General features: G+C 54.4%; 16 protein-coding genes, 3 tRNA genes and 3 pseudogenes. 9 read left to right on the top strand and 13 right to left on the bottom strand.

Features of this window, described 5'->3' with window-relative positions; translation table 11 throughout:
* Positions 1-8 precede the first annotated feature (8 nt).
* Both trxB and ACPDZI_RS09055 read left to right on the top strand, forming a co-directional pair.
* Positions 9-959, top strand: coding sequence for a thioredoxin-disulfide reductase (gene trxB, locus ACPDZI_RS09060; RefSeq protein ID WP_017409663.1), 951 nt, complete (start codon positions 9-11; stop codon positions 957-959).
* Between the two features lie 57 nt (positions 960-1,016).
* A complete protein-coding gene (locus ACPDZI_RS09055) occupies positions 1,017-2,264 on the top strand; it encodes a response regulator (protein ID WP_268029156.1) in 1,248 nt (415 codons plus the stop codon).
* Positions 2,265-2,374: 110 nt separating this feature from the next.
* On the opposite strand, the pseudogene ACPDZI_RS09050 reads toward ACPDZI_RS09055, so the two are convergent.
* Positions 2,375-2,843 (bottom strand): annotated as a pseudogene (locus ACPDZI_RS09050) (glycine zipper 2TM domain-containing protein).
* A 19-nt stretch (positions 2,844-2,862) separates the two neighbouring features.
* Between ACPDZI_RS09050 and aat the strand changes: the two are divergent.
* From aat to infA, 3 genes are all read left to right on the top strand, one after another.
* A complete protein-coding gene (aat, locus tag ACPDZI_RS09045; protein WP_187267411.1) occupies positions 2,863-3,570 on the top strand; it encodes a leucyl/phenylalanyl-tRNA--protein transferase in 708 nt (235 codons plus the stop codon).
* Complete coding sequence (locus ACPDZI_RS09040) at positions 3,567-4,283, top strand: arginyltransferase (RefSeq protein WP_438834381.1); 717 nt, start codon at positions 3,567-3,569, stop codon at positions 4,281-4,283. Before aat ends, ACPDZI_RS09040 begins: the two co-directional genes overlap by 4 nt.
* A 69-nt stretch (positions 4,284-4,352) precedes the next feature.
* On the top strand, positions 4,353-4,571 hold the full coding sequence (gene infA / locus ACPDZI_RS09035; RefSeq protein WP_005300033.1) for a translation initiation factor IF-1: 219 nt from the start codon (positions 4,353-4,355) through the stop codon (positions 4,569-4,571).
* A 69-nt stretch (positions 4,572-4,640) separates the two neighbouring features.
* Here infA and clpA read toward each other — a convergent pair.
* Positions 4,641-6,892 (bottom strand): annotated as a pseudogene (gene clpA, locus ACPDZI_RS09030) (ATP-dependent Clp protease ATP-binding subunit ClpA).
* A 59-nt stretch (positions 6,893-6,951) separates the two neighbouring features.
* Entirely contained in the window at positions 6,952-7,269 is a 318-nt protein-coding gene (gene clpS / locus ACPDZI_RS09025) for an ATP-dependent Clp protease adapter ClpS (RefSeq protein WP_005337111.1), read from the bottom strand.
* Between the two features lie 228 nt (positions 7,270-7,497).
* Here clpS and cspD point away from each other — a divergent pair, with 228 nt between their 5' ends.
* Entirely contained in the window at positions 7,498-7,716 is a 219-nt protein-coding gene (cspD, locus tag ACPDZI_RS09020) for a cold shock-like protein CspD (protein ID WP_005300025.1), read from the top strand.
* A gap of 107 nt (positions 7,717-7,823) precedes the next feature.
* Here cspD and folD read toward each other — a convergent pair.
* Positions 7,824-8,688 (bottom strand): annotated as a pseudogene (gene folD / locus ACPDZI_RS09015) (bifunctional methylenetetrahydrofolate dehydrogenase/methenyltetrahydrofolate cyclohydrolase FolD).
* A 203-nt stretch (positions 8,689-8,891) separates the two neighbouring features.
* On the opposite strand from folD, the gene ACPDZI_RS09010 reads away from it, so the two are divergent.
* The 3 genes from ACPDZI_RS09010 to ACPDZI_RS09000 all read left to right on the top strand — a co-directional run bounded on the left by ACPDZI_RS09010 (position 8,892) and on the right by ACPDZI_RS09000 (position 9,206).
* Positions 8,892-8,968, top strand: a tRNA-Pro gene (locus tag ACPDZI_RS09010).
* Positions 8,969-9,004: 36 nt separating this feature from the next.
* Positions 9,005-9,081 (top strand) — tRNA-Arg (locus ACPDZI_RS09005).
* A gap of 49 nt (positions 9,082-9,130) precedes the next feature.
* A tRNA-His gene (locus tag ACPDZI_RS09000) sits at positions 9,131-9,206 on the top strand.
* Between the two features lie 444 nt (positions 9,207-9,650).
* Here ACPDZI_RS09000 and ACPDZI_RS08995 read toward each other — a convergent pair.
* The 9 genes from ACPDZI_RS08995 to tssM all read right to left on the bottom strand — a co-directional run bounded on the left by ACPDZI_RS08995 (position 9,651) and on the right by tssM (position 22,759).
* Positions 9,651-10,004: a hypothetical protein gene (locus ACPDZI_RS08995; RefSeq protein WP_438834380.1), complete on the bottom strand. Its 354-nt coding sequence runs from the start codon at positions 10,002-10,004 to the stop codon at positions 9,651-9,653.
* A gap of 1,083 nt (positions 10,005-11,087) precedes the next feature.
* Entirely contained in the window at positions 11,088-11,501 is a 414-nt protein-coding gene (locus ACPDZI_RS08990) for a hypothetical protein (protein ID WP_438834379.1), read from the bottom strand.
* On the bottom strand, positions 11,494-12,045 hold the full coding sequence (locus tag ACPDZI_RS08985; protein ID WP_438834378.1) for a hypothetical protein: 552 nt from the start codon (positions 12,043-12,045) through the stop codon (positions 11,494-11,496). The genes ACPDZI_RS08990 and ACPDZI_RS08985 overlap by 8 nt, the downstream gene beginning before the upstream one ends.
* Positions 12,035-12,925, bottom strand: a complete 891-nt coding sequence (locus tag ACPDZI_RS08980) for a hypothetical protein (RefSeq protein ID WP_438834377.1) — start codon at positions 12,923-12,925, stop codon at positions 12,035-12,037. Before ACPDZI_RS08980 ends, ACPDZI_RS08985 begins: the two co-directional genes overlap by 11 nt.
* Before the next feature lie 77 nt (positions 12,926-13,002).
* Positions 13,003-15,186 carry a hypothetical protein gene (locus tag ACPDZI_RS08975; protein WP_438834376.1) on the bottom strand — a complete coding sequence of 728 codons (2,184 nt, stop codon included), beginning with the start codon at positions 15,184-15,186 and terminating at the stop codon, positions 13,003-13,005.
* Between the two features lie 9 nt (positions 15,187-15,195).
* Positions 15,196-17,241, bottom strand: coding sequence for a type VI secretion system tip protein TssI/VgrG (gene tssI / locus ACPDZI_RS08970; RefSeq protein WP_438834375.1), 2,046 nt, complete (start codon positions 17,239-17,241; stop codon positions 15,196-15,198).
* Positions 17,242-17,251: 10 nt separating this feature from the next.
* Positions 17,252-17,539 (bottom strand): type VI secretion system PAAR protein, encoded by a 288-nt coding sequence (locus tag ACPDZI_RS08965; RefSeq protein WP_017411057.1) that lies wholly within the window; start codon positions 17,537-17,539, stop codon positions 17,252-17,254.
* Between the two features lie 257 nt (positions 17,540-17,796).
* Positions 17,797-19,227 (bottom strand): VasL domain-containing protein, encoded by a 1,431-nt coding sequence (locus tag ACPDZI_RS08960; RefSeq protein WP_438834374.1) that lies wholly within the window; start codon positions 19,225-19,227, stop codon positions 17,797-17,799.
* Between the two features lie 46 nt (positions 19,228-19,273).
* The gene (tssM, locus tag ACPDZI_RS08955; RefSeq protein ID WP_438834373.1) at positions 19,274-22,759 is read right to left on the bottom strand and encodes a type VI secretion system membrane subunit TssM; all 3,486 of its coding nucleotides are present in this window, start codon (positions 22,757-22,759) and stop codon (positions 19,274-19,276) included.
* Positions 22,760-22,779 lie beyond the last annotated feature (20 nt).

Below are 22,779 nucleotides of genomic sequence, written 5' to 3'. Positions count from 1 at the left end.
ATCACATCATGAGCCAAGTCACTCATAGCAAACTGCTGATCCTGGGGTCAGGCCCGGCGGGTTACACTGCCGCCGTCTATGCCGCCCGTGCCAACCTCAATCCGCTGCTCATCACCGGCATGCAGCAAGGCGGTCAGCTGACTACCACCACCGAAGTGGAGAACTGGCCCGGTGACCCCGAGGGTCTGACCGGTCCGGCCCTGATGGAGCGCATGAAAGAGCATGCGGAGAAATTCGACACCCGCATCCTGTTCGATCACATCAATGAAGTGCAGCTGACCCAGCGTCCGTTCCGCCTCAAGGGCGACAACGGTGAATACACCTGTGATGCGCTGATCATCGCCACCGGCGCCTCCGCCAAGTATCTGGGCCTGCCTTCCGAAGAGGCCTTCAAGGGCCGCGGCGTCTCCGCCTGTGCCACCTGTGATGGCTTCTTCTATCGCAATCAGGAAGTGGCCGTAGTCGGCGGTGGCAACACCGCCGTGGAAGAGGCGCTCTATCTGGCCAACATAGCCAAGAAGGTGCACCTCATTCACCGTCGCGACGAGTTCCGTGCCGAGAAGATCCTGATCAAGCGTCTGCACGACAAGGTGGCCAGCGGCAATATCGTGCTGCACACCCACCAGACTCTGGACGAAGTGCTGGGCGACGACATGGGGGTGACCGGCGTGCGTCTGCGCAACACCCAGAACGACACCACCACCGACCTGCCACTGATGGGCGTCTTCATCGCCATCGGTCACCAGCCCAACACCCAGATCTTCGCCGACCAGCTGGATATGCAGAACGGCTATCTGAAGGTGCGTGGCGGCCTCGACGGCTTCGCCACCCAGACCAGTATCGAAGGGGTCTTTGCCGCCGGTGACGTGGCCGACCACACCTACCGCCAGGCCATCACCTCGGCCGGCACCGGCTGTATGGCCGCCCTCGATGCCGAGCGCTATCTGGACGCGCAATAAGCACAAGGGATATAAAAGGCATGCCGCGAGGCATGCCTTTTTACTTTAAGGAGCCGGATGAAACAGAAAATATTGATAGTCGAGGACAGTCTGACCATTCGACGGATGCTGATCCAGGCCATTGCCCAGCAAACCGGGCTGGAGATCGATGCATTCGATACCCTGGAGGGGGCCCGCCACTGTCGGGGAGAAGAGTACGTGGTGGCTCTCGTGGATCTGACCCTGCCGGATGCCCCCAGCGGAGAAGCGGTCAAGGTGTTGCTGGAGCGAGGCTTGCCGGTGGTGATCCTCACTGCCGATATCAGCGAGGAGAAGCGCGCAGCCTGGCTGGAGGCAGGGGTACTGGACTATGTGATGAAGGATTCACGCCACTCCCTGCAATACGCCGTCAGCCTGGTTCATCGCCTCTACCTCAACCAGCGCATCGAAGTCCTGGTGGTCGATGATTCACGCACCTCCCGCCACCGCACCATGGCCCAGTTGCGCAAGCAGCTGCTGCAGGTGCATGAGGCGAGCCACGCCCGCGAGGCCCTGACCCAGCTCGAACAGAACCCGACCATTCGGCTGGTACTGGTCGACTACTACATGCCAGAAATTGACGGGATCAGCCTGGTGCGCATGCTGCGCGAGCGTTACAGCAAGCAGCAACTCGCCATCATCGGCATCTCGGTGTCGGACAAGCGCGGCCTCTCCGCCCGCTACCTCAAGCAGGGCGCCAACGACTTCCTCAACCAGCCGTTCGAACCGGAAGAGCTGCAATGCCGGGTCAGCCACAACCTGGAAGCGCTGGAGCAGTTCAACAGCATCCAGGAGTCGGCCAATCGCGACTACCTGACCGGGCTCTACAACCGGCGCTACTGGTTCAATGAAGGACAGAAATGGTTCGAGGAGCACCAGCGTCAGGAGACGCCCCTTGCGCTGTGCGTACTCGATGTGGATCACTTCAAGCAGGTCAACGATCACTGGGGTCATGCCATCGGCGATCAGCTGCTCTGCCACCTCACCCGGCTGCTCACCCAGTTCTTCCCCGATGCCATGATCGCCCGTTTTGGTGGCGAGGAGTTTGCCCTGATGGTGCCCCACTGCACCGTGCCGGTGCTGCTCAAACGGCTGGAGGGGCTGCGCCAGCAGATGCGCCAGCAGCCGCTGTCCAGGGAGACGCCGCTGTTTGTTCGCGCCAGTTTCGGGGTGATCAAGGTCGGGCGCGGTTCCATGGACGAGGCACTGAGCGAGGCAGATCGCCTGCTCTATCAGGCAAAGAACACCGGCCGTGACAAGATAGTGTCGCAGGACTCATCGGCCTGACGTTACCTGGCCAGATGTTCTCCGTGTAGTACCCGCCCGACCGCTTGCCCAGCCGGCAGCGTGTCGGGTCACTTCTCCCCCCTTGATGACCGTCTGAGCCAGCGCCAGCTTCAATAGGTCTTGTCGACCCGCACGCCATCGTCGAAATAGAGGATGCGCACCTTGTCGCCGTTCATGAACACCATGGCCGGATCGTAGTCCTGAATGACGTTGACCAGCCCGTTTTGCTCGTTGCGAATAAGCAGCTCCACCAGCTTGTTCTCCACCACGGTGCCACCCGATTGATACTGCTGCGCCGCGCCGCCCCCGCCAATGCACCGACCGCAGTAGCGATTTCACGGCCATGACCGCCACCAAACTGGTTGCCAAGCAGCCCCCCAGGACGGCGCCCCCCAGAGTTTTCCAGCCGGAGTGTTCTGACTCCAGAATTTGGCGCTGGGTGATGTTGCGCACCGTCTCGACCTGGCCAAACACCACCTGATTCACGGGTCTTGCCGTATTGCGCTCGTAGACCTGCGCCCAGGCGGGCGCAGTGACAAAGCAAAACAAGCTGGATACTATCAGGATAATGGCCTTCATCTGTGAACCTCGTTACCTTATGTCTCGCTATCTTACCCAATTGGATGATGAGCTGTGCTGGTTTCCCGACCCCGAGCATGCCCTGGAGGAACCCAACGGCCTGCTGGCGATCGGCGGAGATCTCTCCCCTGCCCGCCTGCTGGCAGCTTACCACAAGGGGATCTTCCCGTGGAATGAACCCCACCAGCCGCTGCTGTGGTGGTCACCGGATCCCCGAGGCGTCATCCGGCCGGAACAGCTGCATATCGGTCGCACCCTGCGCAAATTTATCCGTGGTACCTCATTCGATATTTCCATCGATCGCGCCTTTAATGAGGTTATAACGGCCTGCGCCGCGCCCCGTCGCAGTGCCAGTGGAACCTGGATTAGCACACCCATGATCGACGCCTATCGACAATTGCACCGCCTTGGCCATGCCCACTCCATCGAGATCTGGCAGGAGGGCCAGTTGCAAGCTGGCCTCTATGGCCTCTCCCTCGGCCGGGTATTCTGCGGCGAGTCGATGTTCAGCCGTATCGACAACGGCGCCAAACTGGCCATGGTAGCCCTCTGCCGACACTTCGCCCGCCATGATGGCGCCTTGATCGATTGCCAGATGCAGAACGATTTTTTGGCCACCCTGGGAATAGAAGAGTGGCCGAGACGCCAATTTTTGACGACGCTGGCGCAACTGAGCCGACAACCGCTGGCGGCCAATTGCTGGCAAACGGGGAGCATTCTGTTATGACCGAAGAAGTGATCCTCAAGGTAGGGCTGACCCCGAAGCACCAATGCAGCTATCTGGGTCATGAGCAGGAGCAATTGCTGGTGTTGATGGATCACAGCCTGCTCAATGCCAGCGGCTACGAACGCCTGCTGACGGCCGGCTTTCGGCGCAGCGGCAACGACATCTATCGTCCCCACTGCCCGGCCTGCAATGCCTGCCAGTCCCTGCGCATCCACAGCGAGCGCTTCGTGCCGAGCCGCAGCCAGAAGCGGATCCGCCTGCTCAATCAGGATATCGAGCTGGTGCTCAGCTACGACGACAAGCCCGAGTACTATCAGCTCTATGAGCGCTACATTCGCGAACGCCATCATGACGGCAGCATGTATCCCCCCAGCCGCACCCAGTACAAGGGCTTCCTGCACTGTGACTGGATGCCGCCCCTCTATCTGGAAATGCGCAAGGATAACCGGCTCATCGGGGTCGCAACCACGGATCTGCTGCCCCATTCCCTCAGCGCCATGTACACCTTTTTTGACCCGGCCCATGCGGATCGTTCCCTCGGTACCTTCGCCATTCTGAGTCAGTTGGAACTGGCCAGAAGAACCGGTCGGAACTGGCTATATCTGGGCTATCTGGTGGAGGAGTGCCGCAAGATGAATTACAAGCGCCAGTATCTGCCCCATGAACGGTTGATACAGGGGGAATGGAAAAATATCGACAGCAAGCCCGAGTAAACTTTACACATAGCCTTAAATCCGGCATGATCCAGCGGATTTTTTGTTGTGGCTTATCAAGAGGATTCAATGGCTAAAGAAGACAGTATTGAGATGCAGGGCACTATTCTCGAAACCCTGCCCAATACCATGTTCCGTGTGGAACTGGAGAATGGTCACGTGGTTATCGCTCATATTTCCGGCAAGATGCGCAAAAACTACATCCGTATCCTGACTGGGGACAAAGTAACGGTAGCTCTGACTCCGTACGATCTCTCCAAGGGACGTATTGTTTTCCGCTCTCGCTAAGCCAGGAATTCAGCAAAAAACCCCAACCTTCCGGTTGGGGTTTTTTGTGGTTTTCCAACAGCGTTAAGCTTAGTGGGAAACAGCTTCAACATTGACCTGATAGTCAAAGCTGAGGCTGTCATTTATCAACTCAACCTTCACTACCCCCCATCGACCAAGGATCCGAACAGGATCTCATTGGCAAGGGGTTTCTTGAGGTGTTCCTGGATGACCCGCCCCATGGGTCTCGCTCCCATGGCCCTGTCATATCCCTTCTCGGCCAACCAGTGGCGGACACCCTCGGACACTTCAAGAGACACGCCCTTGGCATCCAGTTGTACCTGCAACTCGACGATGAACTTGTCGACCACCTGATGTATCACCTGCATATCCAGATGGTTGAACCAGATGGTGTGATCGAGCCGGTTGCGAAACTCCGGGCTGAACGTCTTGTTGATCACCGCCATGGCATCGTGGCTCATATCCTGCTGCTGGAAGCCGATGGATTTGCGCTGGGTCTCCTGCACGCCGGCGTTAGTGGTCATCACCAGAATCACGTTGCGAAAATCCGCCTTGCGTCCGTTGTTGTCGGTCAGGGTGCCGTTGTCCATCACCTGCAGCAGCAGGTTGAATACATCCGGGTGCGCTTTTTCGATCTCGTCCAGCAATACCACTGAGTGCGGGTGCTTGAGTACCGAGTCGGTCAGCAGGCCTCCCTGCTCAAAGCCCACATAACCGGGAGGTGCCCCGATCAGGCGGGAGACAGTGTGGCGTTCCATGTACTCCGACATGTCAAAGCGCAGCACCTCGACGCCGAGCGCCTTGCCCAACTGCTGAGTGACCTCGGTCTTGCCCACCCCGGTCGGGCCGGCAAACAGGAAGCAACCCACCGGGCGACGCTCATTGCCAAGGCCCGAACGTGACAAGCGAATGGAATCAGTCAGCACCTCGATGGCCTTGTCCTGACCAAATACCACCATCTTGAGATTGCGCTCCAGATTTTTCAGCACTTCCTTGTCGGAAGACGAGACTGATTTCTCCGGGATGCGGGCAATCTTGGCCACAATGGCTTCGATCTCCTGCACATTGATCACTTTCTTGCGCTTGCTCGCCGGCAGCAGCCGTTGCCCGGCACCGGCTTCGTCGATCACGTCGATCGCTTTGTCAGGCAAATGGCGATCATTGATGTACTTGGCAGAGAGCTCCACCGCGGCGCGGATGGCCTTGACGGTGTAGCGCACCCCGTGGTGAGCCTCATAGCGACTCTTGAGACCCATCAGGATGCGGGTGGTGTCATCCACACTGGGCTCGACGATATCGATCTTCTGGAAGCGACGCGCCAGAGCACGGTCCTTCTCAAAGATCTGGGAGTATTCCTGATAGGTGGTGGAGCCGACACAACGCAGCAAGCCATTGGAGAGCAGCGGCTTGATGAGGTTGGCCGCATCCAGCTGACCACCAGAGGCAGCACCAGCCCCTATGATGGTGTGGATCTCGTCGATGAACAGGATCGCCCCTTCCTGGCGCTCGATCTGCTTGAGCAGCACCTTGAGGCGCTTCTCGAAATCGCCGCGATACTTGGTCCCCGCCAGCAGCGATCCCATGTCCAGAGAATAAATGGTGCTGCCCGCAATCACCTCGGGCACATCGCCCTTGACGATACGATAGGCCAGCCCTTCGGCGATGGCCGTCTTGCCTACCCCGGCCTCACCGACCAGCAAGGGGTTGTTTTTGCGACGGCGGCAGAGCACCTGGATGGTACGGTTGAGCTCCTGATCCCGCCCGATGAGCGGATCGATACGCCCTTCCAGCACCAGCTGATTGAGGTTGGTGGCAAAGCTTTCTATCTGGGCGGCAGACACATCATCGTCGGACTCGGCATTGTTGCTGCTGTTGTCCGGCTTGCTGTCTTTGCGCACGCCATGGGAAAGGAAGTTGACCACGTCCAATCGGCTGATCTCGGCCTTTTTCAGAAAGTAAGCGGCCTGGGACTCCTGCTCGCTGAAAATGGCAACCAGCACGTTGGCACCACTGACTTCCGTATTGCCCGATGATTGGACATGGAACACGGCGCGTTGCAGCACCCGCTGGAAGCCCAGTGTGGGCTGGGTTTCACGATCTTCATCGTCACGGGGAATAAGCGGGGTTGTTTGACTGATGAATGCGCTGATCTCTTTGCGCATCAGCTCCACGTCAGCACCACAAGAACTCAGTGCCTCATGGGCTGAGCTGTTATCCAGCAGGGCTAACAACAGGTGCTCGACAGTCATGAATTCGTGGCGCTCGTCACGGGCCAGTTTGAAAGCCTCGTTCAGCGTCTTTTCTAGATCTTTATTCAACATAGGCACCTCCCCTAGTACAGCAACAATGTGGTGTCGTCATCGCCATCAAGTCATCAGATTCAAGCCTTTTCCATGGTACACAGCAGTGGATGTTCGTTGTTACGTGCATAGGTGTTGACCTGGACCACTTTGGTTTCGGCAATCTCGGCGGTGAACATGCCACAGACTCCCTTACCACTATAATGCACGCTCAGCATCACCTGAGTGGCCTTGTCCAAATCCATACCAAAGAACTTTTGCAGCACCTCCACCACGAACTCCATCGGTGTGTAGTCGTCGTTGTTCAGGACGACCTTGTACATGGGTGGCGGTTGCAGCTTGGTTTTCTCTGCTTCTGCAATCTCTTCATTAGCAAAGAGTTCTTTCTGCTTGCTCATAATCGCGCTTTGGTACCTCTAGATTACTACCGCCTAACACAAGATTGTCAATAGACTTGTTAACCAGATCACATCAGTTGTTAACAACTCCTTGACTCGCTCAAAAGTTAGACTAGATTGGTTACTTGCTAATCGGCGCCCGTCTGCTATGGGCTATGTTACTAGTTATAAAGGGCTGGCGCAGGTTACTCAACGACTTCAAGGTAATCAATAAAAGGATGTAGATGTATGGCAACCGGAACAGTCAAGTGGTTTAACAACGCAAAAGGATTTGGGTTTATCTGTCCGGAAGGAGGTGGTGAAGATATCTTCGCCCACTACTCCACGATACAAATGGAAGGCTACAAGACGTTGAAAGCAGGTCAAGCAGTCAACTTTGAACTGCAGCAGGGGCCGAAAGGCAATCACGCCTCTGTCATTGTGCCAAACGAAGCACAGAACATGTAAGAGTCGAACTGGATAAATAAAAAAACCGGCAAGCCGCAAGGTTGCCGGTTTTTTTATTGCTGCAATTTACAGGAGAAGTTCGTTCCCCCGAGCAGACTAGAAGGAGATCATTGCGCGTTGTCGTGATAGTCCTGACAGGCACTCAGGGTATTTTCCATCAGGCTGGCAACCGTCATGGGGCCAACGCCGCCCGGTACGGGCGTGATAAAGGAGGCATGATTGCGCGCGGTCTCAAACTCCACGTCACCGACCAGAGAGCCGTCTGCCAACCGATTGATACCCACGTCGATCACCAGTGCCCCCGGTTTGACCCACTCACCCGGAATGAAGTTGGGTTTGCCAACCGCCACCACCAGCAGGTCGGCACGGCGAACCTGATCTTCCAGATCCTGGGTGAAACGGTGACAGGTGGTGGTAGTGCAACCTGCCAGCAGCAGCTCCAGCGTCATCGGGCCGACCGACGATGTTGGATGCCCCGACTACTACCGCATGCAGACCGTGCGTTTTCACACCGGTCGCTTCAATCAGGGTCATGATGCCTTTGGGCGTACAGGGACGCAGTGCCGGGATACGCTGTGCCAGCCGACCCACGTTGTAGGGATGGAAACCATCCACATCCTTGTCGGGGCGAATACGCTCCAATACCTGAGTCGTATCGCAGTGAGCCGGCAAGGGGAGCTGTACCAGAATACCGTCAACGTCTGCGTCTTCATTCAGCTTATCGATCAGTGCCAGCAACTCTTCCTGGCTTGCCGTCGCGTCCAGATCGTAAGAGCGGGAGATAAAACCCACCTCTTCACAGGCGCGACGTTTGCTACCGACATAGACCTGCGAGGCAGGATCCACCCCGACCAGGATCACCGCCAAGCCCGGTGCCCGTTTCCCTTGTGCCAACCGCTGTTGGACTTGCGCTGCGACCTGATTGCGAATCGTTTGCGCAACCTGTTTTCCATCAATGATTTTGGCAGACATCGTTCTTCACTCACCATGTGTTCAACTGCCGCGCATTGTCGCATTTTTTTGCCACGGGTGTTAGCGGCTCTCGCATGGAGGGCAATAAGTAGGCATTTGAATTCATTGGTGGAAAAATTCGTTGACGCTGGCTTTCCCGCTTGGGTATGATGCCGGCCCGTTGTCCAGTACAGCCACTGTCGCTATGCTGGAGACGAGATTTTCGGTGATTAGCGCAGCCCGGTAGCGCATCTGGTTTGGGACCAGAGGGTCAAAGGTTCGAATCCTTTATCACCGACCAGGTTTTTCGACATGCCGCCAGGCTTGTCGAGGCAATGCGCCCTTAGCTCAGTCGGATAGAGCAACGGCCTTCTAAGCCGTGGGTCGCAGGTTCGAATCCTGCAGGGCGCGCCATTGATGATATGCATCTCTCCGATGCAGGCATTAATGGATATTTTCAGTGGTGGCTGTAGCTCAGTTGGTAGAGTCCCGGATTGTGATTCCGGTTGTCGTGGGTTCGAGCCCCATCAGCCACCCCATTATCTCCTTTCAGAAAACATTCAATCCTATCTGTTTAAATCCGGTAGACATAAACCGCCCTTCCAATGCCCTGCCCGTTGCTGAAAAAATGCCAGTAACTGGTCGCACAGGCGACACTCTAAAAGGCATCAGCATTGATGATGGCGGTTGCCAGTAACCCGTATCAGACCTTGTGGACATCAAAGGGGGAACCACTTGGCATGACTCGGTGGGGCTGTAGTCAGACCTAGACAGCTATTTGGAACACCACGCAACCAGCTGCCACATCAGAGCAGAATAATTGAAATGCCCCCCCTACCGCATTTTCAAAAAGGTTCTGACTTTGGTACCGAAAGAAGAGCACACTAAAGCAGCATAAAAGGACACCGGTTTGAAACCGGTGTCAGGTGATAACCAGACCTGTACAATCAGTAGAGCTGTATATAAATACTAATTAAAAGTTTTTACATTGGATTGATAGATATCTCTATTTCATTGACTACTTCAGAACCAAAAAATTTCATCATGTAGTTATCACTTATATATGTTAAAGCACCGTCTTTTTTAGACACAGGTACTCCATATACTTTTATGACATCAAGCATCTTGCTTCCTACATAGATCCCTCTACTACTAAATCCCACATCTTTCTTAAGAATGACTTTAGTTATTCTATAATCATCAAAGCCTCTTTTTAATTTATTATAGTCAAGGTTTAATGACTCTCTATATATAAAGCCAAAGTCATGGGGGTAAAATTTATAATCTACACCGTTAATGTTTTTAAAAACATCGACGAAGTCATTTCCACTATCCATTTCAGTGAGTCCGTTAAAAGATCCGACAACCTCACTATAATCACCACCAACTTTTATATCATAACCATTGAAGTGAATGGCAAAGTCACTTCTTTGAACATTGAAATATTCAGGTTGTTTTTCTTTTTTGTGATACGAGATGAATCAACCCACCCCGTATGAGCTTCACCTTTTCGGTCTAGATAGCTAACATATTGAAATCCATTGTATGATGCATATGAAATTGCCTTATCACCATTAATAATGAATTTTTTCGACTTACACTCATCAAGAGGAATGTCATAAAAAAAGTGCGACCTTTCGATGTGACGACAACATTTGACACATCATACGCAACTTTATTACCCTTCTGAACTTCATTGAATCTTGCGTTTTCACATGCTGTTATCTCACTAAATGGATAAAGAAAAAAGACGGCACAGAGAATGTTTTTCATTAATTACGCCTAACATAAAGAAGATATCTATGGTCGGCTTTATAAAACCGATGTAAATTAAAGAAATATTCAATTGCATTAGCATTTCTTTTACCCTGAAATTTTCAAAAAAATAATCACACACAGATAAAATACAGAATGCAAGTAGATAGCATTTATTAACATTTCACTTTTCAAATACCACATTGCTAAACAAGCATTTTAGCCACCATTAACTGATGATTCTCTTTCCTCCACTTTTACAAGCATGCCCTTGAGTTTATATTCTGGAAAATGCTTGTAAACACTGAGGAAAAATGAAAAGACACCAGTCTGAGGCCGATGTCAGGTGATAACTAGAACTGTACACACTGAAGTTGTGTAAACAAGGCTCCGATTTGACTCCTTCATCAGGTAATAACTAGAACAGTACAAGTGTTGCAATCCTTCCCCCACCCATGGCTAGTTTCATTTTTTGAGCTCCAACTTCAATCCATCCTCACTACAAGCCATCATCTTGATACAGAAATTCCCAGACCACTCTACCGATTTCATTACTAATGATAATAAAATAACACCGGCGTTAGGCCAGTGTTATTTTACAGCTATTCGCTCTATTGTTACACCCAGTTGGAAACGCTATCAACACTACCGCTATAAACTTAAAGTTACTTTTCAGTCATGAGATACCATTCATTTTTATCTTTTAATAACTGACTATTTAAATAAAATTTATTGTTTTTAATTTTAATTTTAAACTGTGGAGATGGAGAGTCACAAAAATAGTCTTTCCCATTGACTGATACATTCCATGAAAGCGATATAGTGCCATTTTCATTTATAGCGACATAGTTCCCATCACAGGAATACATAGAATGCCATGACTTTATCTTTAGAAAGGCTTTATCACCGTCGAAATCAAATATATAAGTTTGGCTAGCCATACCACCATCAATTAATTCCTCTTGTTTTTGATTTAGGATTAATTTTTTATTAAATACACTAGAAAAAACCTCTACTGGAAAAATAAAAGAAAAAACAAAAATTAAAACCATTGCTTTTACTGAAAGTAATTTATTCATACATAAACCTATCGCAATCTGGTTTAACACTATATCCCAAAGAATAATACACATGACTATTAATGTTATTGTTTGTAGAGAGTATATACAAGTGAACCCCCTCTTCAGACTTACAAACAAATCCTTTATTGATATCCCCGCCAACATTAATAAGGTATTGCCTTCCATTTTTTATTAAGCTTGTTATGGATAAAGCTTCCTTATTCAAAAAATAATATGCAATTGTAATTTCATTTTTAATATTTATACCTGAAACCTCGTATCTGTAAACTTTGTTGAAGTTAATCTCATCGCTAGAATTTAAATCCTCCCCTTTATTAAGAATATACGAAGAGTCTACTTTCTTGTAACATTTAGAGCCTTCACATTCATCAGCAACTAGCAGTACCCCTCCACTATTAATACCGCCGCTTACAAGAAAATTATATTTACCATTAGAATTTTTTACAAATATTCCGGGTTGATAAGAATTAGAAGCATAACTCCCCCACGCGATAGAACTTATAAAGAAAAATAAAATATACTTCAAAATATCATCTCCCATCAACGGACCAATGCGGAGGGTCACTTACCAACTTAAAGACATTATAACTTGCTCCAACACGGTGCAGGTCATCGCTATTTTTTATCTCAATAAGTTTCCCATTATTCGTTTTAATAAATAGACCTCGAACTCCAGTGATTGTCATATCTATGGCTTTTTTCTCTGTATGTCGAGAGGTTAAAGATGGCTTATATATTATGTTGTATGCTGATACCATTTTTTTAGCTGCCATGATTGCAGCTTGCTTATCTGGTATACCATTTTCATTATTATGCTCCCAGTCAATATCAACACCTTGAATCTTTGGTACTTTGTCGGGAGCAAACCCCTCTTTAGCAATTCGCCAACAATAATGCATCAAGTAAGCACGTTCAACTGGCCGATAGGTTGCAGAAATTCTAACCTGCCCACCAGCAGACTCGATCGCAGATATAAACTTCCTTACATTATTAGAAAACCCAAGTTCAAGGTCATCTATACTCTTGCTTGTTGGATAACGGCTTACCCATTTTTCGCCGCTCAATTCCAAACGAGAGAGTTCTTTTTTAGAGATACCACAACAACACTCGTTAATGTACTCCTCCCCCTCAACCATTAACTTTCTCAACCTTGACAATAGTTCTTTCTTTTGGATTTTCTGATCATTGTTACCTTCATTACCATGAAGATTTGAATCTAAGCTACTGTTGCTCTTATAATAATCAACCCCAAATTCATCATCATCTTGCTTACTATAAAGAACATAATCATCGTCTTTTCCAACACCTTCAGGACAGAAAATAAAAAGGTATATATCTTCCGGTCCCTTGAATTTTTCGATAAGGTCTTTTCTTGATGTGAAGTATTTCTTTACATAATCCAACTGTTCAAGCTCATCCATTAACGCCAAATCTTGTTTGGTTATATTGGTAGAATGAACTTTGTTAATTTGTTGGACCGCAGGCCCAGTAAATTGTATTAAGCCAACCGGATTTTTTTAGCAATACTTACATCGTTTATAATTTCTTCTTTAGGTATAGGTTGATATGATTTCTTAATCCTACCATTTTTATTATATATATATGCACCATTAGTATCCCTAAGTGGTTTAAGAAGAACCACAGAAGAAGTGAATATCCTTGATGTTTCAACAGCCATACAAGCCATTAAAACATTTGCATACTCAATTTTTTTATTCTCACCCCAAACTTCAGCACATATATCAACAACTCTGCGTCTAAACTCACAAGCTTTTTCGCTTCCTAATGAAACTGTTACTTTCTGCCCCCAAAGTAATCGATAACATGAACTGACTTTTTCATTAATCAATACTGACAATGGATTAAAATGCCAGACCTCCTTATCAAGCTTTAGCTTGGCAGCACTCTGCATCCACTCCAGCTTATCGATACGCTGTTTCTCGTGATCCACCAAGAGATCAAAATCAGGCAAGCCAATTTTTTTCATTAATTTATCTAACCAAAGATAACTGCTGGCTGATGATTTTTCATACCATTCGCTGGGGTGCTTGACGATGAGCTTCTGAAGTTTTTCTGCATTGCTGCTATTTTGCAGAGCCGCCTGTATCTCCTCACTGCTAAGCTCACCACTCTTATCAGTATCGAAACTTTTTACCAATTCGGTAAAGAAGGTGGGTGGCGTGTCAGGATCCAAATACCCATCGGAACTGGAACCATCGACCTTTTTAAAACCAATCTTCAACCAGTCATGCTGGCTCAAAAGCTCCACTTGCTCTTTCTTGACATACTTTCCTGACGATACGCTGAGCCACTCCTGCTTGGCAGTGTCTTTTTCAAGCTTGGGTGATTCAACCAGTTCTTCTTGGCTTTTGTCAGCAGTCGCTACCCAGAGATCTTTACCATCCTGCTTTTTCTTTTCGTGCAAGATGAGTCCCGCCGGGACCTTGGCATAGGTGGCACCACCTTTTGTTCCCGCCTTGTTGGCCAGCACATCGTCAAGACGAGGATCTTGGGTGAAGACTTCAAGATGAACTTGATGCTTGCTCTTTTTGCCTCCAATCAGAGAGCCTGGCGTTTCCACCAAGCCGAGATAGCCTATAGTCTCACCTGCGGCAATGACCACGGGAGATGGCAACACATATAACTCACCGAGATGGGAAGGTGTACGCACATTTACTTTGATAAACTCATCTTCGACGCACACCCAGGCCATGCCGCAACTACCCGCAGCACCATCTGCATTCGGTGTCACATATTCGCATCTGGCCATCTTGCGTGCTTTGTCACCCACCCAATGGAATTCGAGTCGGTGGGCATCATACTTCACTTTTGTTCCTGCAGGCAGAGCAACGCTTCGGTCTCCCGCCATCAGACGGCCTGTAGGCCCATTGAGAACAGGATCCGCACGACCAACCATATTCGTCAGTAGCTCGGCATCTATTTGGTCAAATAGCCAGGTTGGCACATTGGGCTTGATAAAGGTCACTGCTTCCGGGCTATTGGCGATCCAGACCGAACTCCCTTGACTGACCACAACACCGGCCTTCTCGGCCTCTTTCATCTGGGTATTGGACAGCTGGCTCTTGATCGTCACCTTGATGAAATCATACTCCTTGCCCCCAATGATCCCCTTTTGAGGAGGCGTGTTACTGTCCATTTCCAGTTCGGTATCTTTAGGTAGCGTGAAGCGCGGCAAGGCGGCATCAACACGCGGCTGCTCGGCATCAGGATTGGCATGGGGAACGGAATTGCGCGCATTCCATCCCTTCTTCAGTACCAGCTTCTCGGTACTTTGGTACTGATCCCAAGGCAGCAGATGCATATAGAGCGAGTAGAAAGTGAACTCGTTTTTCGCCTTGGTCTCTGCATTGATTTCACAATATTCGTGCTGTACCAGGCAGAAGCAGTTGGAATAACGCAAGGACTCACCCTGAAATTCAGAGGTCAGGTAATCCTTCATCATCCGGAAGGCCACCACCTTGCCATCGGCCATGGCTCTGACAGGATACTTATCCTTGCACCAAGGGGCACTCTTGTCGCTGATATGAATGCCACCATGCCATTTGTTGTGATTGCCAAGAAGATAGTGACCCGATTGCTCGCCATTGATCAGCGCCGTCAATGCCTTGGCATCTTTGAACTCTTCCCCTTTGGCAGTGAGGATGGGAAATGCAAACTTCATGCTGTTTCCTTATTCAGAAAAGAGGTAGAACGCACCGGGCTTCTCTTCTTTCAAGAGCGCCTCCATCGCCTTCTCGGTGGGGATGGCCTTGACCAGTTCAACCAGTTCAGGGGCTTTTACCACCTCAACTCCCTTGGGCACTACGGGGGCCTTGCCACCCCAGCCAGAGCCTGAACCTGCGCTGCCGCCAGCGTTGAGTTTGATGGCGGGGCCCACCAGCTTGACGCCGCTCGGGTCCACTTTCACAAAGCTGCCGCCTCCCTTGAGGGTGATCTCGGAACCTGCCTCCAGCACCAGCTTGTCGCCCACCTTGATATGCACTTCCTGCCCGGCTTCCACCAGCAGGGATTGCCCCAGCTTCTGGTGCAAACTGGCATCCACCGTCAGCGAGTAGTCGGCTTTTATCTGGTCGCGCTTCTCGCCCTCCACCGTCTGGTGGTCGTTGGCCTTGATGCGGGTCACCCGCTCATTGTCGATATCGGTGTGCTGGTCATGCTTGATGTGCCAGGCGGCATCATTTTCGATAAGCACGTTCAGGTCTTTCTGACCGTGGATATAAATCTCTTCCTGCCCCGCCTGGTCTTCAAAGCGCAGTTCGTTGAAACCCTCCCCCTGATGAGTCTCGGTACGCAGCACGGTGCGGGTCTTGTTGGCTGGCAGCTCATAGGGCGGCCGGTTGGTGGCGTGGTAGGTGCGACCGGTGATGATGGGCTGGTCGGGGTCCCCCTCCAGGAACGAGACAATGACCTCGTGGCCGATGCGCGGGATGGCAATCATGCCGTACTGACCGCCGGCCCAGCCCTGGGAGACTCGCACCCAGCAGGAGCTCTGGTCGTTGCTCGAGCCGTAGCGGTCCCACGGGAACTGCAGCTTCACCCGGCCGTGCTCGTCGCAGTAAATCTCCTCCCCCTCGGGACCCACCACCATGGCGATTTGCGGGCCATCCACCATGGGCTTGTGGGGGGCCTCGGGGCTGCCGATGCGTGCTCGCCAGGTAGTGCTCGCTTTCACCACCCCGAATTCGTTGTGATAGACAGTGGGGCCGCTGCCGCCTTCCTCTTCCAGCGCCTGCGGCTGCAAGCCGGTGTGCTGGATGCGCACGATTTGCCAGTCGGTGTTGAGGCTGCCGTTGGGGTGTTCGGTGAGCGAGAAGCTCTGCCCCGGCTGCAAGGCCGCGCAGTTGGACTTAGCCTGGCCCGCCACCGCGTCGTTGCGCAGCGCATCCAGCCGGTGCTGGGCAAAGGCCTTGCCGCTGCCATCCTGCTTGTAGCGACCCGGATAGTCGAAGTGCTGGTAGGTATCGCGCTGGTGTTCGAGCTCTGCGCCCTGTTTCTTGTGGGAGAGACCATAGGCCGGCGTCTTGAAGCTGTAGTCTTTGAGCTCCACATCCGAGGGGCGTACCGCCTCGCGGTAGTGGAACTGGCGGACATAGGGGCCTTGCTCGAGGGAACGATTGCCTAGGTTGAAAAAGAGCTCGGGGCCGGCGGTCAGGGCGGCTGCGTCATCGGCAAACACGATGCGGTGCTTGCCCGCTTCAAACTCGTGGAAGTAGAACATCCCCTCTTCGGCGGCGAGCCGGTTCACGAAATCGAGGTCAGTTTCCCGGTACTGGACGCAGTATTCCCGCTTGGCGTGCTCGTTTTTCAGGGCAAAGGCGTAGTCGGTGATGCCGTGCTCTTGCAGGATAATTGAGAGGATTTCATCGGGCTTTTGCGCCTGGAAGATGCGGGAGTTCTGGCGAAGCGACAGACGCCACAGCGCCGGCTGCACCAGCAGCTGATAGCGGGTGCGGCGAAAACCGCTGTCACCCTGCGCGAAGTCACTGACCACCCCGCACACCCGGCGCTGCGGCTCGCCGTTGTACCACACCATCAGCTCGCACGGCTGGTCCAGCACGGCACCAAAGTCTATGTCGGGCTGGGCACTCGCCAGCTCCAGGCGCAGGCTGAACGGCCGGTTGAGCGCTTCCTCCAGCGCAAACTCGGCCACCACAAAGGTGCTCTCGGGCAGGGCCCCCACCTTGACGGTAAATTGTAATCCTGTGCTGTCTGCCATGAAGCGCTCCTTAACCTGCCTGTCCGCTGCCTGAGCCAATCACCACGCCGCCGCAGCCGACGGCAGTGCCGGTCACGGCGATGGGCTTGCCGTTGACCAGCACAGAGCCGACGCCGCCCGAGATGCTGCGCGGATGGGGTGGATTGTTGGGTTTGTCGTGGGGGGCCAGCGGATCACCCTGGCGGGCCACCGGCTTGCCATCGAGGAACACATCTGGGCTGGCGGCAATCACGGGGGATGGGTGGAAACCATCGTGGTCGGTGCCGATGTCACCGAGCAATGCAATAGAAGGGCACATCTGGATTCTCCGTGGGGCAACCATGGTGCAAGCGCAGCCTGGTGCAGAGACAGTTGAAGCGGCGACCCAGCAGCCTCCATGCCATGGCAAAGTCGCCCACAATCACATTAAAAATCAGTCAATTACGATTCAAGCTCGCGGCATCAGACCAATCTGCTGCAATCCATTGCGCAAGACAGGGCAAGTTTCCCGGCAAACCTTGCCTTGCCAGTCAAACTCACCACACCTTGCGCAATTTTTTGCTCAGGGCGGCATTTTCAGCTACCAGAAACGCCCTGTTGCAGCTGATAGAGGCGGATGTTGAGCGCTTTCAGATCATTTTCCAAGCTCTTGAGCTCGGCAGCCGTGATGGGCTCCTGGGAGGCTTTTCTCGCCTCCAGTTCACCGAGGCGCAGACTGAACGGGATGTTCTGCATCAGGTTCTTCTGCACTTCGTAGAGCTGGGATTTGAGGTAGGAGATGGTCACCGTCTTGCGCTGGCGCTCCAACTCCAGCAGCTGATCGAGCAGGGCATCCACCCCGGCGCGGGCATCCAGGTAGGTGGGCACGCTGATGACATCCCCCTGCTGACCGCCAAGCTGCGCCTGCCACTGCTTGTCCAGCGCCTTGACCGCCAGCGAGTCGGGATAGAGCATCGAGAGCGAGTTGCGCAGCCCCTCGCCGTAGCGATACCAGTAGAGCGGCGACGTCTGCTCGAGCCGGGTCAACTGGTTCTGGTAGCGGGCCACCAGATCGCTCTCCATGTTCTGCAGGGTCTGCTCCCCCAGCACGATGCGCGCCTGGCGAATGTCGTCATAGCTGAGGGCTCGGGGCAGCTCGGCGGCCGGCTGCACCAGACGCTGGGCCGCCACGGTTTTCTCCTGCTGATGTTGCTGCCAGCCCAGCCAGCCCATCCCCGGCAGGGCGCAGCTGAGCAGGCCGCAGCCAAACCAGAACCAGGCCGGACGCTGCCGGCGGTGCTGCTCAATCTTGAGCACGGTAGGCTTGACCTGCCCCTTCTCTCGCCCCACCAGAATGCTGCCCTGAGGCAGGTGCGGGGTCGATGCCGAAACCGTGCCGCCGTGATCACTCTCCATGTCGGACTTGAAGAACACCATGGGCGGGATCTGCAGATCCTCCTTGAGGCCCGGCTCGTCGGAGACGATGACGATCTCGGTCTCATCGAACAGGTGGGTATACCCCTCGATGAAGTGCACCAGATTCTCGACCCGGGGAATGCGGCTCAGATCCGCGTTGTGCAGCTTCTCGCTGATGAGCTGCAGCGCGCGCTCGCAGCGATAGATCAGCCGCTTGTCCTCGTGGCTGATCTGGTACTGGCGAATGACGTCGCTGATGCGGGCGATGAACCAGTCGAGCATCTCGATGCGGGCCCGCTCCTGATGGACCGGCGGCCAGAAGCTCTCCCACTGGGTGACGATGAGATTGGCGAGAAACTCGCACCCTTCGGTAAAACCACTCAGCCCCTGCTGGCGCGAACGGGCCAGGGTGAAGTAGATGGCGGTCTGCAGATCCACCCCGTGTTTTTCGAAGATAAGGCTGGCGAGCTGATGGATCCGCTGCCAGTCCACCTCGGGGCGCGAAGCGTGGCTGAGTTTGTTGATCTCGGCCCGCAGCGCCTCGTACTCCGGCAGCATCCTGGGGTCGCGCCCCACTTTCAGGGCCTGCTGACCTTGTTGATTCTGTGACATATGGACTTCCAACGCAGGAAGGGGGCACAACGTGCCCCCGACGCGATCAATAGAGGGATTCGGGCAGTCTGAACTGGCTGAACAGGCCGCCGGTGAAGGGGTTTTGCGCGCTGTCGGTGTAGACGCGATAGGTCATGGCACCCTGATCCACCGGGAAGCGCACATCGAAGGTGGCGTCATTGACCTGGGTCAGCTCCCCCTTGTCCATCAGGCGGAACATGGCCCAGGGGCCGACGAAGCCTTCGCTGCGCGGTGAGCGCTCGCGGGCGGCCGGCACCAGGGTGATCTTGCTCTCGGCCCCGTCGCGCATGGTGTTGGGCCACACCAGCGGGATCTTGGTACGGCGGCCATGGGCGTATTCCAGCAGCTGGCCATCCAGGTTCAGCACGCTGCGCCGCTTGTTGGCAGTGAGCTCGATGGGCTCGAGGGCGAACTGTACCTCCAGGTTGCCCTGCTGACTGAAGAAGATCTGACGGATGCGAGCCGCACGGTCCAGTTGCTTGACCAGCTCGGCCTGGATGGGCGAGCTGAACTCCCCTTCCATCAGGCCGCTCTCCACCATGGGTTTGAGGTTGACCTGATAGAAGCTGTCCAGCGTCCCGTTAGGTGCGAAGAAGCGCTCCATCTCCGAGAGGGGCACGTCCTTGTTCGAGCTCGGATCAAACGGATAACGATCGGCCAGCTGGCTGTTGAAGGGGGTCAGCACCTTGTCCTGCCACTCCTGATTGAGGGAGGACATGGCCAGGTCGATCACCAGCCGCGAGCTCTGCTCGGAGAGCTGACCCACCCAGCGATCGAGCGGAGCCGGCAGACTGCGGGCATATTGCTGCAGGGCGAACACCGGATCGGCGTACTTGTTGGTCATGCGCAGCTGCACCGCTTTCAAGGCGGACTGACCCGGCTCGGTGGCGTTGACGATGAGCTCGAGATAGTGCTGCAGCTCCACCAGCTTCTGGTTGACCTCCTGAATGAGCGGTCCCTGCTCGCCACGGCCAGCCAATAATCCATTAGTGGCCATAAAGGGGCGACCGATGCGGGCACTGATGGCCTGGGCCGGGTCCCCTTCCACATCGGAGATCTTGCGAATGCGGGTGTTGTCATCCAGCGAGGCCAGCACCCGCTGGAACGGCTGATCGTTGCCGGTGATTGCGGCGAGCACGTCCAGCGCCTGCTCCGGGCTCTCCAGGGTCTGCACGTCCAGATTGGTCAGCAGTTTTTGCCACTGGTTGACGTAATCGGTGACGTAGCGGTCATTGACCTGACGGGTGATCTCCTTGCGATCCGCCTCGCTCAGCTGGCTCAGCTTGCGCTGGCCCAGCACCCAGGCATCCATCGCGGTGAGATCGATGAGCGCCTTGTCTTGCTTGAGGAAGAAGTCGTTGAAACCGGGCCAGGTGAGCAGCCGTGGCACCTGACCGGCGTTGTCGCTGCGCAGGGCAAACACGGTGTCAAAGGTGGGGCCCACCTCGTCACGCACGTTGAGATCCGGCGGCAGCACATCGCCCGCCTTCACCACCAGGTTCTGGTAGACCCGCTGATACATGGGCAGCTTGCCGAGCTCGCGCTGGGCACCGTAGACCGGCTCCTTGAACGGCACGAAGGCGGTGATGGCGGCCTGATCCCGCTCGGCCCTGGCGCCATACCAGTTGGTGTGATCGAGGGCATAGTCCAGGTGCCCCATCAGTTGCTCCTGCACCGCCCCCTGCCCCGGGAAGGCCTTCTGCCAGCGGCTCGCCATGTACTGCGCCACCAGCTCCTTGTTGCGACCGGACGCATCGTCCAGCATCCGCATCACCCGCAGGATGGCAAGCTTCTCTTCGCTGCCGGCAGGCGCCTGGTTGAGATCCGCCAGCAATCCCTGCATCTGGGCCGGCAGGAAGCGCAGGCTCAACAGTTGCAGGTAGGATCCTTCCACATAAGGACCAATCTCGTCCCCCTGATAGAGGCCGAGATCCGCCACCAGCGGCATCCGCTCGCGGTAGTTGCCAAAGGAGAGGGTCGCCTCGCGAATGAGGTTGAGGCGCGGCAGCTGGCTCACCCCGAAGGCGTGGGCATCGGCCACCTCGTTGGTCTCCATGAAGGCCTGGGCCTTGGTCAGTACGTTGCGGCCCGCCTCCTCGTTGACCCGGTAGAAGTAGTGCCAGCCACCGATGAGGGCGGCCGAGAAGAGCGACAGGCAGCTCAGACCGATGGCCATGCGACGCCGGCGATAGAGGGTGTGCAGCCGGTTTTCACCCGCCAGATGGGCCTCCGGGAAGATGATGGAGGAGAACAGCTGGCGCACGAAGTAGGTGTTGGACTCCCCGCGCAGGGCCGAGTGGATGGGCTCTGGCAGGTTGTAGCGGCGGGAGGCCGCCTGGGCAAACGCATCGAACGGTACCCCTTGCTGATAGACGGAGCTGACATAGACCCCGCGCACCAAGAGCGGCTTGCTCTCCTCAATGGCCAGGGTCTCGGCCAGCAGGCTGCTCACGTAATCCTTGAGGCCCGCCAGCTGGCGCACGAACGAGAACAGCGCGTTGCGCTGGGCGGCATCGAGCCGGCTCAGCATCAGTTCGGGCAGATTCTGGTTGAGGTTGTCCACCCACTGATCCCAGAACAGGGCCAGATCCTGCTGCCAGTCGGCGCCCGGCTTGAAGGTCACCCCCAACACGGCCTCGCGGGCCTCCTTGTCGAGCTGCTGGTAGATAACGTCAAAGCCGCGCAGCAGATCGAGCTTGGTAAAGGTAACATAGAGCGGCAACCGGGTATTCATGGTGGCCGATACCTCCTGCAGGCGCGAGCGCATCAGCTGGGCATAGGCCTTGCGCTCGGCCACGCTGGCGTGGGAGAGCCAGGCCAGATCCACGGTCAGCACCAGGCCGTTGAGGGGCTGGCGACGGCGGTGTTCATTGAGCCAGCCAAGCAGATGCAGCCAGAGCCGCTCATGCTTGCGGGCCTGCGGATCCAGTTCGGCTTCGCTCTGGGAGAGCAGCACACCGGCGGGATCCAGCATCACTGCCTGTTCCCCCAACCAGCAATCCACCAGCTGATCCTGCGCTACGTCGCGCAGCTCGGTGTCGAGTCTCGGGTTGAGCTTGTTGGCCGGGTTGGCACGGTGAATGAGGCTACTCTTGCCGCTGCCGGGCAGGCCCAGCACCAGATACCAGGGCATGGCGTAGAGCGCCCCCTTGCCCAGATGGGTATTCAACGCCTGCAGCCAGCGATCGAGGAACAGCGCCTGCCGGTCGATGAGCCCCTTGACCGGGTCCTGTTCCAGCACCACCTCGTGCTGGCGCTCGGCCTTGAGCTGCTGCATCTTGCGCCACACCCGCCAGGAGGCCACCCCCAGCAGCAACCAGAGCCAGAGCAGGGTGAACACCACCCGCCCCCACAGCGGCTCGAACGGTTTGGTGCCGCGCACCTCGAAACGAGGGCCCAGCCACCACACCAGGATGAGGGCGAGCACCCAGAGCACAGCACCGAGCAGGGGCCAGGAGGGTTTCAATTTCGGCAGCTGTTGCCGCAGAAAAGTAAAAATGGTTTTGAACATAAAATGTGATCCAACTCCGA

It is taken from the genome of Aeromonas oralensis (genome assembly GCF_049665575.1).
Lineage (GTDB): Bacteria > Pseudomonadota > Gammaproteobacteria > Enterobacterales > Aeromonadaceae > Aeromonas > Aeromonas hydrophila.
The sequence above is the reverse complement of the archived record's forward strand: the minus strand, read 5'-3'. Positions and strand labels throughout refer to the sequence as shown.

What these genes read in the sequence shown, in the direction of transcription:
- trxB (WP_017409663.1), top strand. Translation starts at nt 9, where the DNA reads ATGAGCCAAGTCACTCATAGCAAACTGCTGATCCTGGGGTCAGGCCCG.
- ACPDZI_RS09055 (WP_268029156.1), top strand. Translation starts at nt 1,017, where the DNA reads ATGAAACAGAAAATATTGATAGTCGAGGACAGTCTGACCATTCGACGG.
- aat (WP_187267411.1), top strand. Translation starts at nt 2,863, where the DNA reads ATGTCTCGCTATCTTACCCAATTGGATGATGAGCTGTGCTGGTTTCCC.
- ACPDZI_RS09040 (WP_438834381.1), top strand. Translation starts at nt 3,567, where the DNA reads ATGACCGAAGAAGTGATCCTCAAGGTAGGGCTGACCCCGAAGCACCAA.
- infA (WP_005300033.1), top strand. Translation starts at nt 4,353, where the DNA reads ATGGCTAAAGAAGACAGTATTGAGATGCAGGGCACTATTCTCGAAACC.
- clpS (WP_005337111.1), bottom strand. Translation starts at nt 7,269, where the DNA reads ATGAGCAAGCAGAAAGAACTCTTTGCTAATGAAGAGATTGCAGAAGCA.
- cspD (WP_005300025.1), top strand. Translation starts at nt 7,498, where the DNA reads ATGGCAACCGGAACAGTCAAGTGGTTTAACAACGCAAAAGGATTTGGG.
- ACPDZI_RS08995 (WP_438834380.1), bottom strand. Translation starts at nt 10,004, where the DNA reads ATGGATAGTGGAAATGACTTCGTCGATGTTTTTAAAAACATTAACGGT.
- ACPDZI_RS08990 (WP_438834379.1), bottom strand. Translation starts at nt 11,501, where the DNA reads ATGAATAAATTACTTTCAGTAAAAGCAATGGTTTTAATTTTTGTTTTT.
- ACPDZI_RS08985 (WP_438834378.1), bottom strand. Translation starts at nt 12,045, where the DNA reads ATGGGAGATGATATTTTGAAGTATATTTTATTTTTCTTTATAAGTTCT.
- ACPDZI_RS08980 (WP_438834377.1), bottom strand. Translation starts at nt 12,925, where the DNA reads ATGGATGAGCTTGAACAGTTGGATTATGTAAAGAAATACTTCACATCA.
- ACPDZI_RS08975 (WP_438834376.1), bottom strand. Translation starts at nt 15,186, where the DNA reads ATGAAGTTTGCATTTCCCATCCTCACTGCCAAAGGGGAAGAGTTCAAA.
- tssI (WP_438834375.1), bottom strand. Translation starts at nt 17,241, where the DNA reads ATGGCAGACAGCACAGGATTACAATTTACCGTCAAGGTGGGGGCCCTG.
- ACPDZI_RS08965 (WP_017411057.1), bottom strand. Translation starts at nt 17,539, where the DNA reads ATGTGCCCTTCTATTGCATTGCTCGGTGACATCGGCACCGACCACGAT.
- ACPDZI_RS08960 (WP_438834374.1), bottom strand. Translation starts at nt 19,227, where the DNA reads ATGTCACAGAATCAACAAGGTCAGCAGGCCCTGAAAGTGGGGCGCGAC.
- tssM (WP_438834373.1), bottom strand. Translation starts at nt 22,759, where the DNA reads ATGTTCAAAACCATTTTTACTTTTCTGCGGCAACAGCTGCCGAAATTG.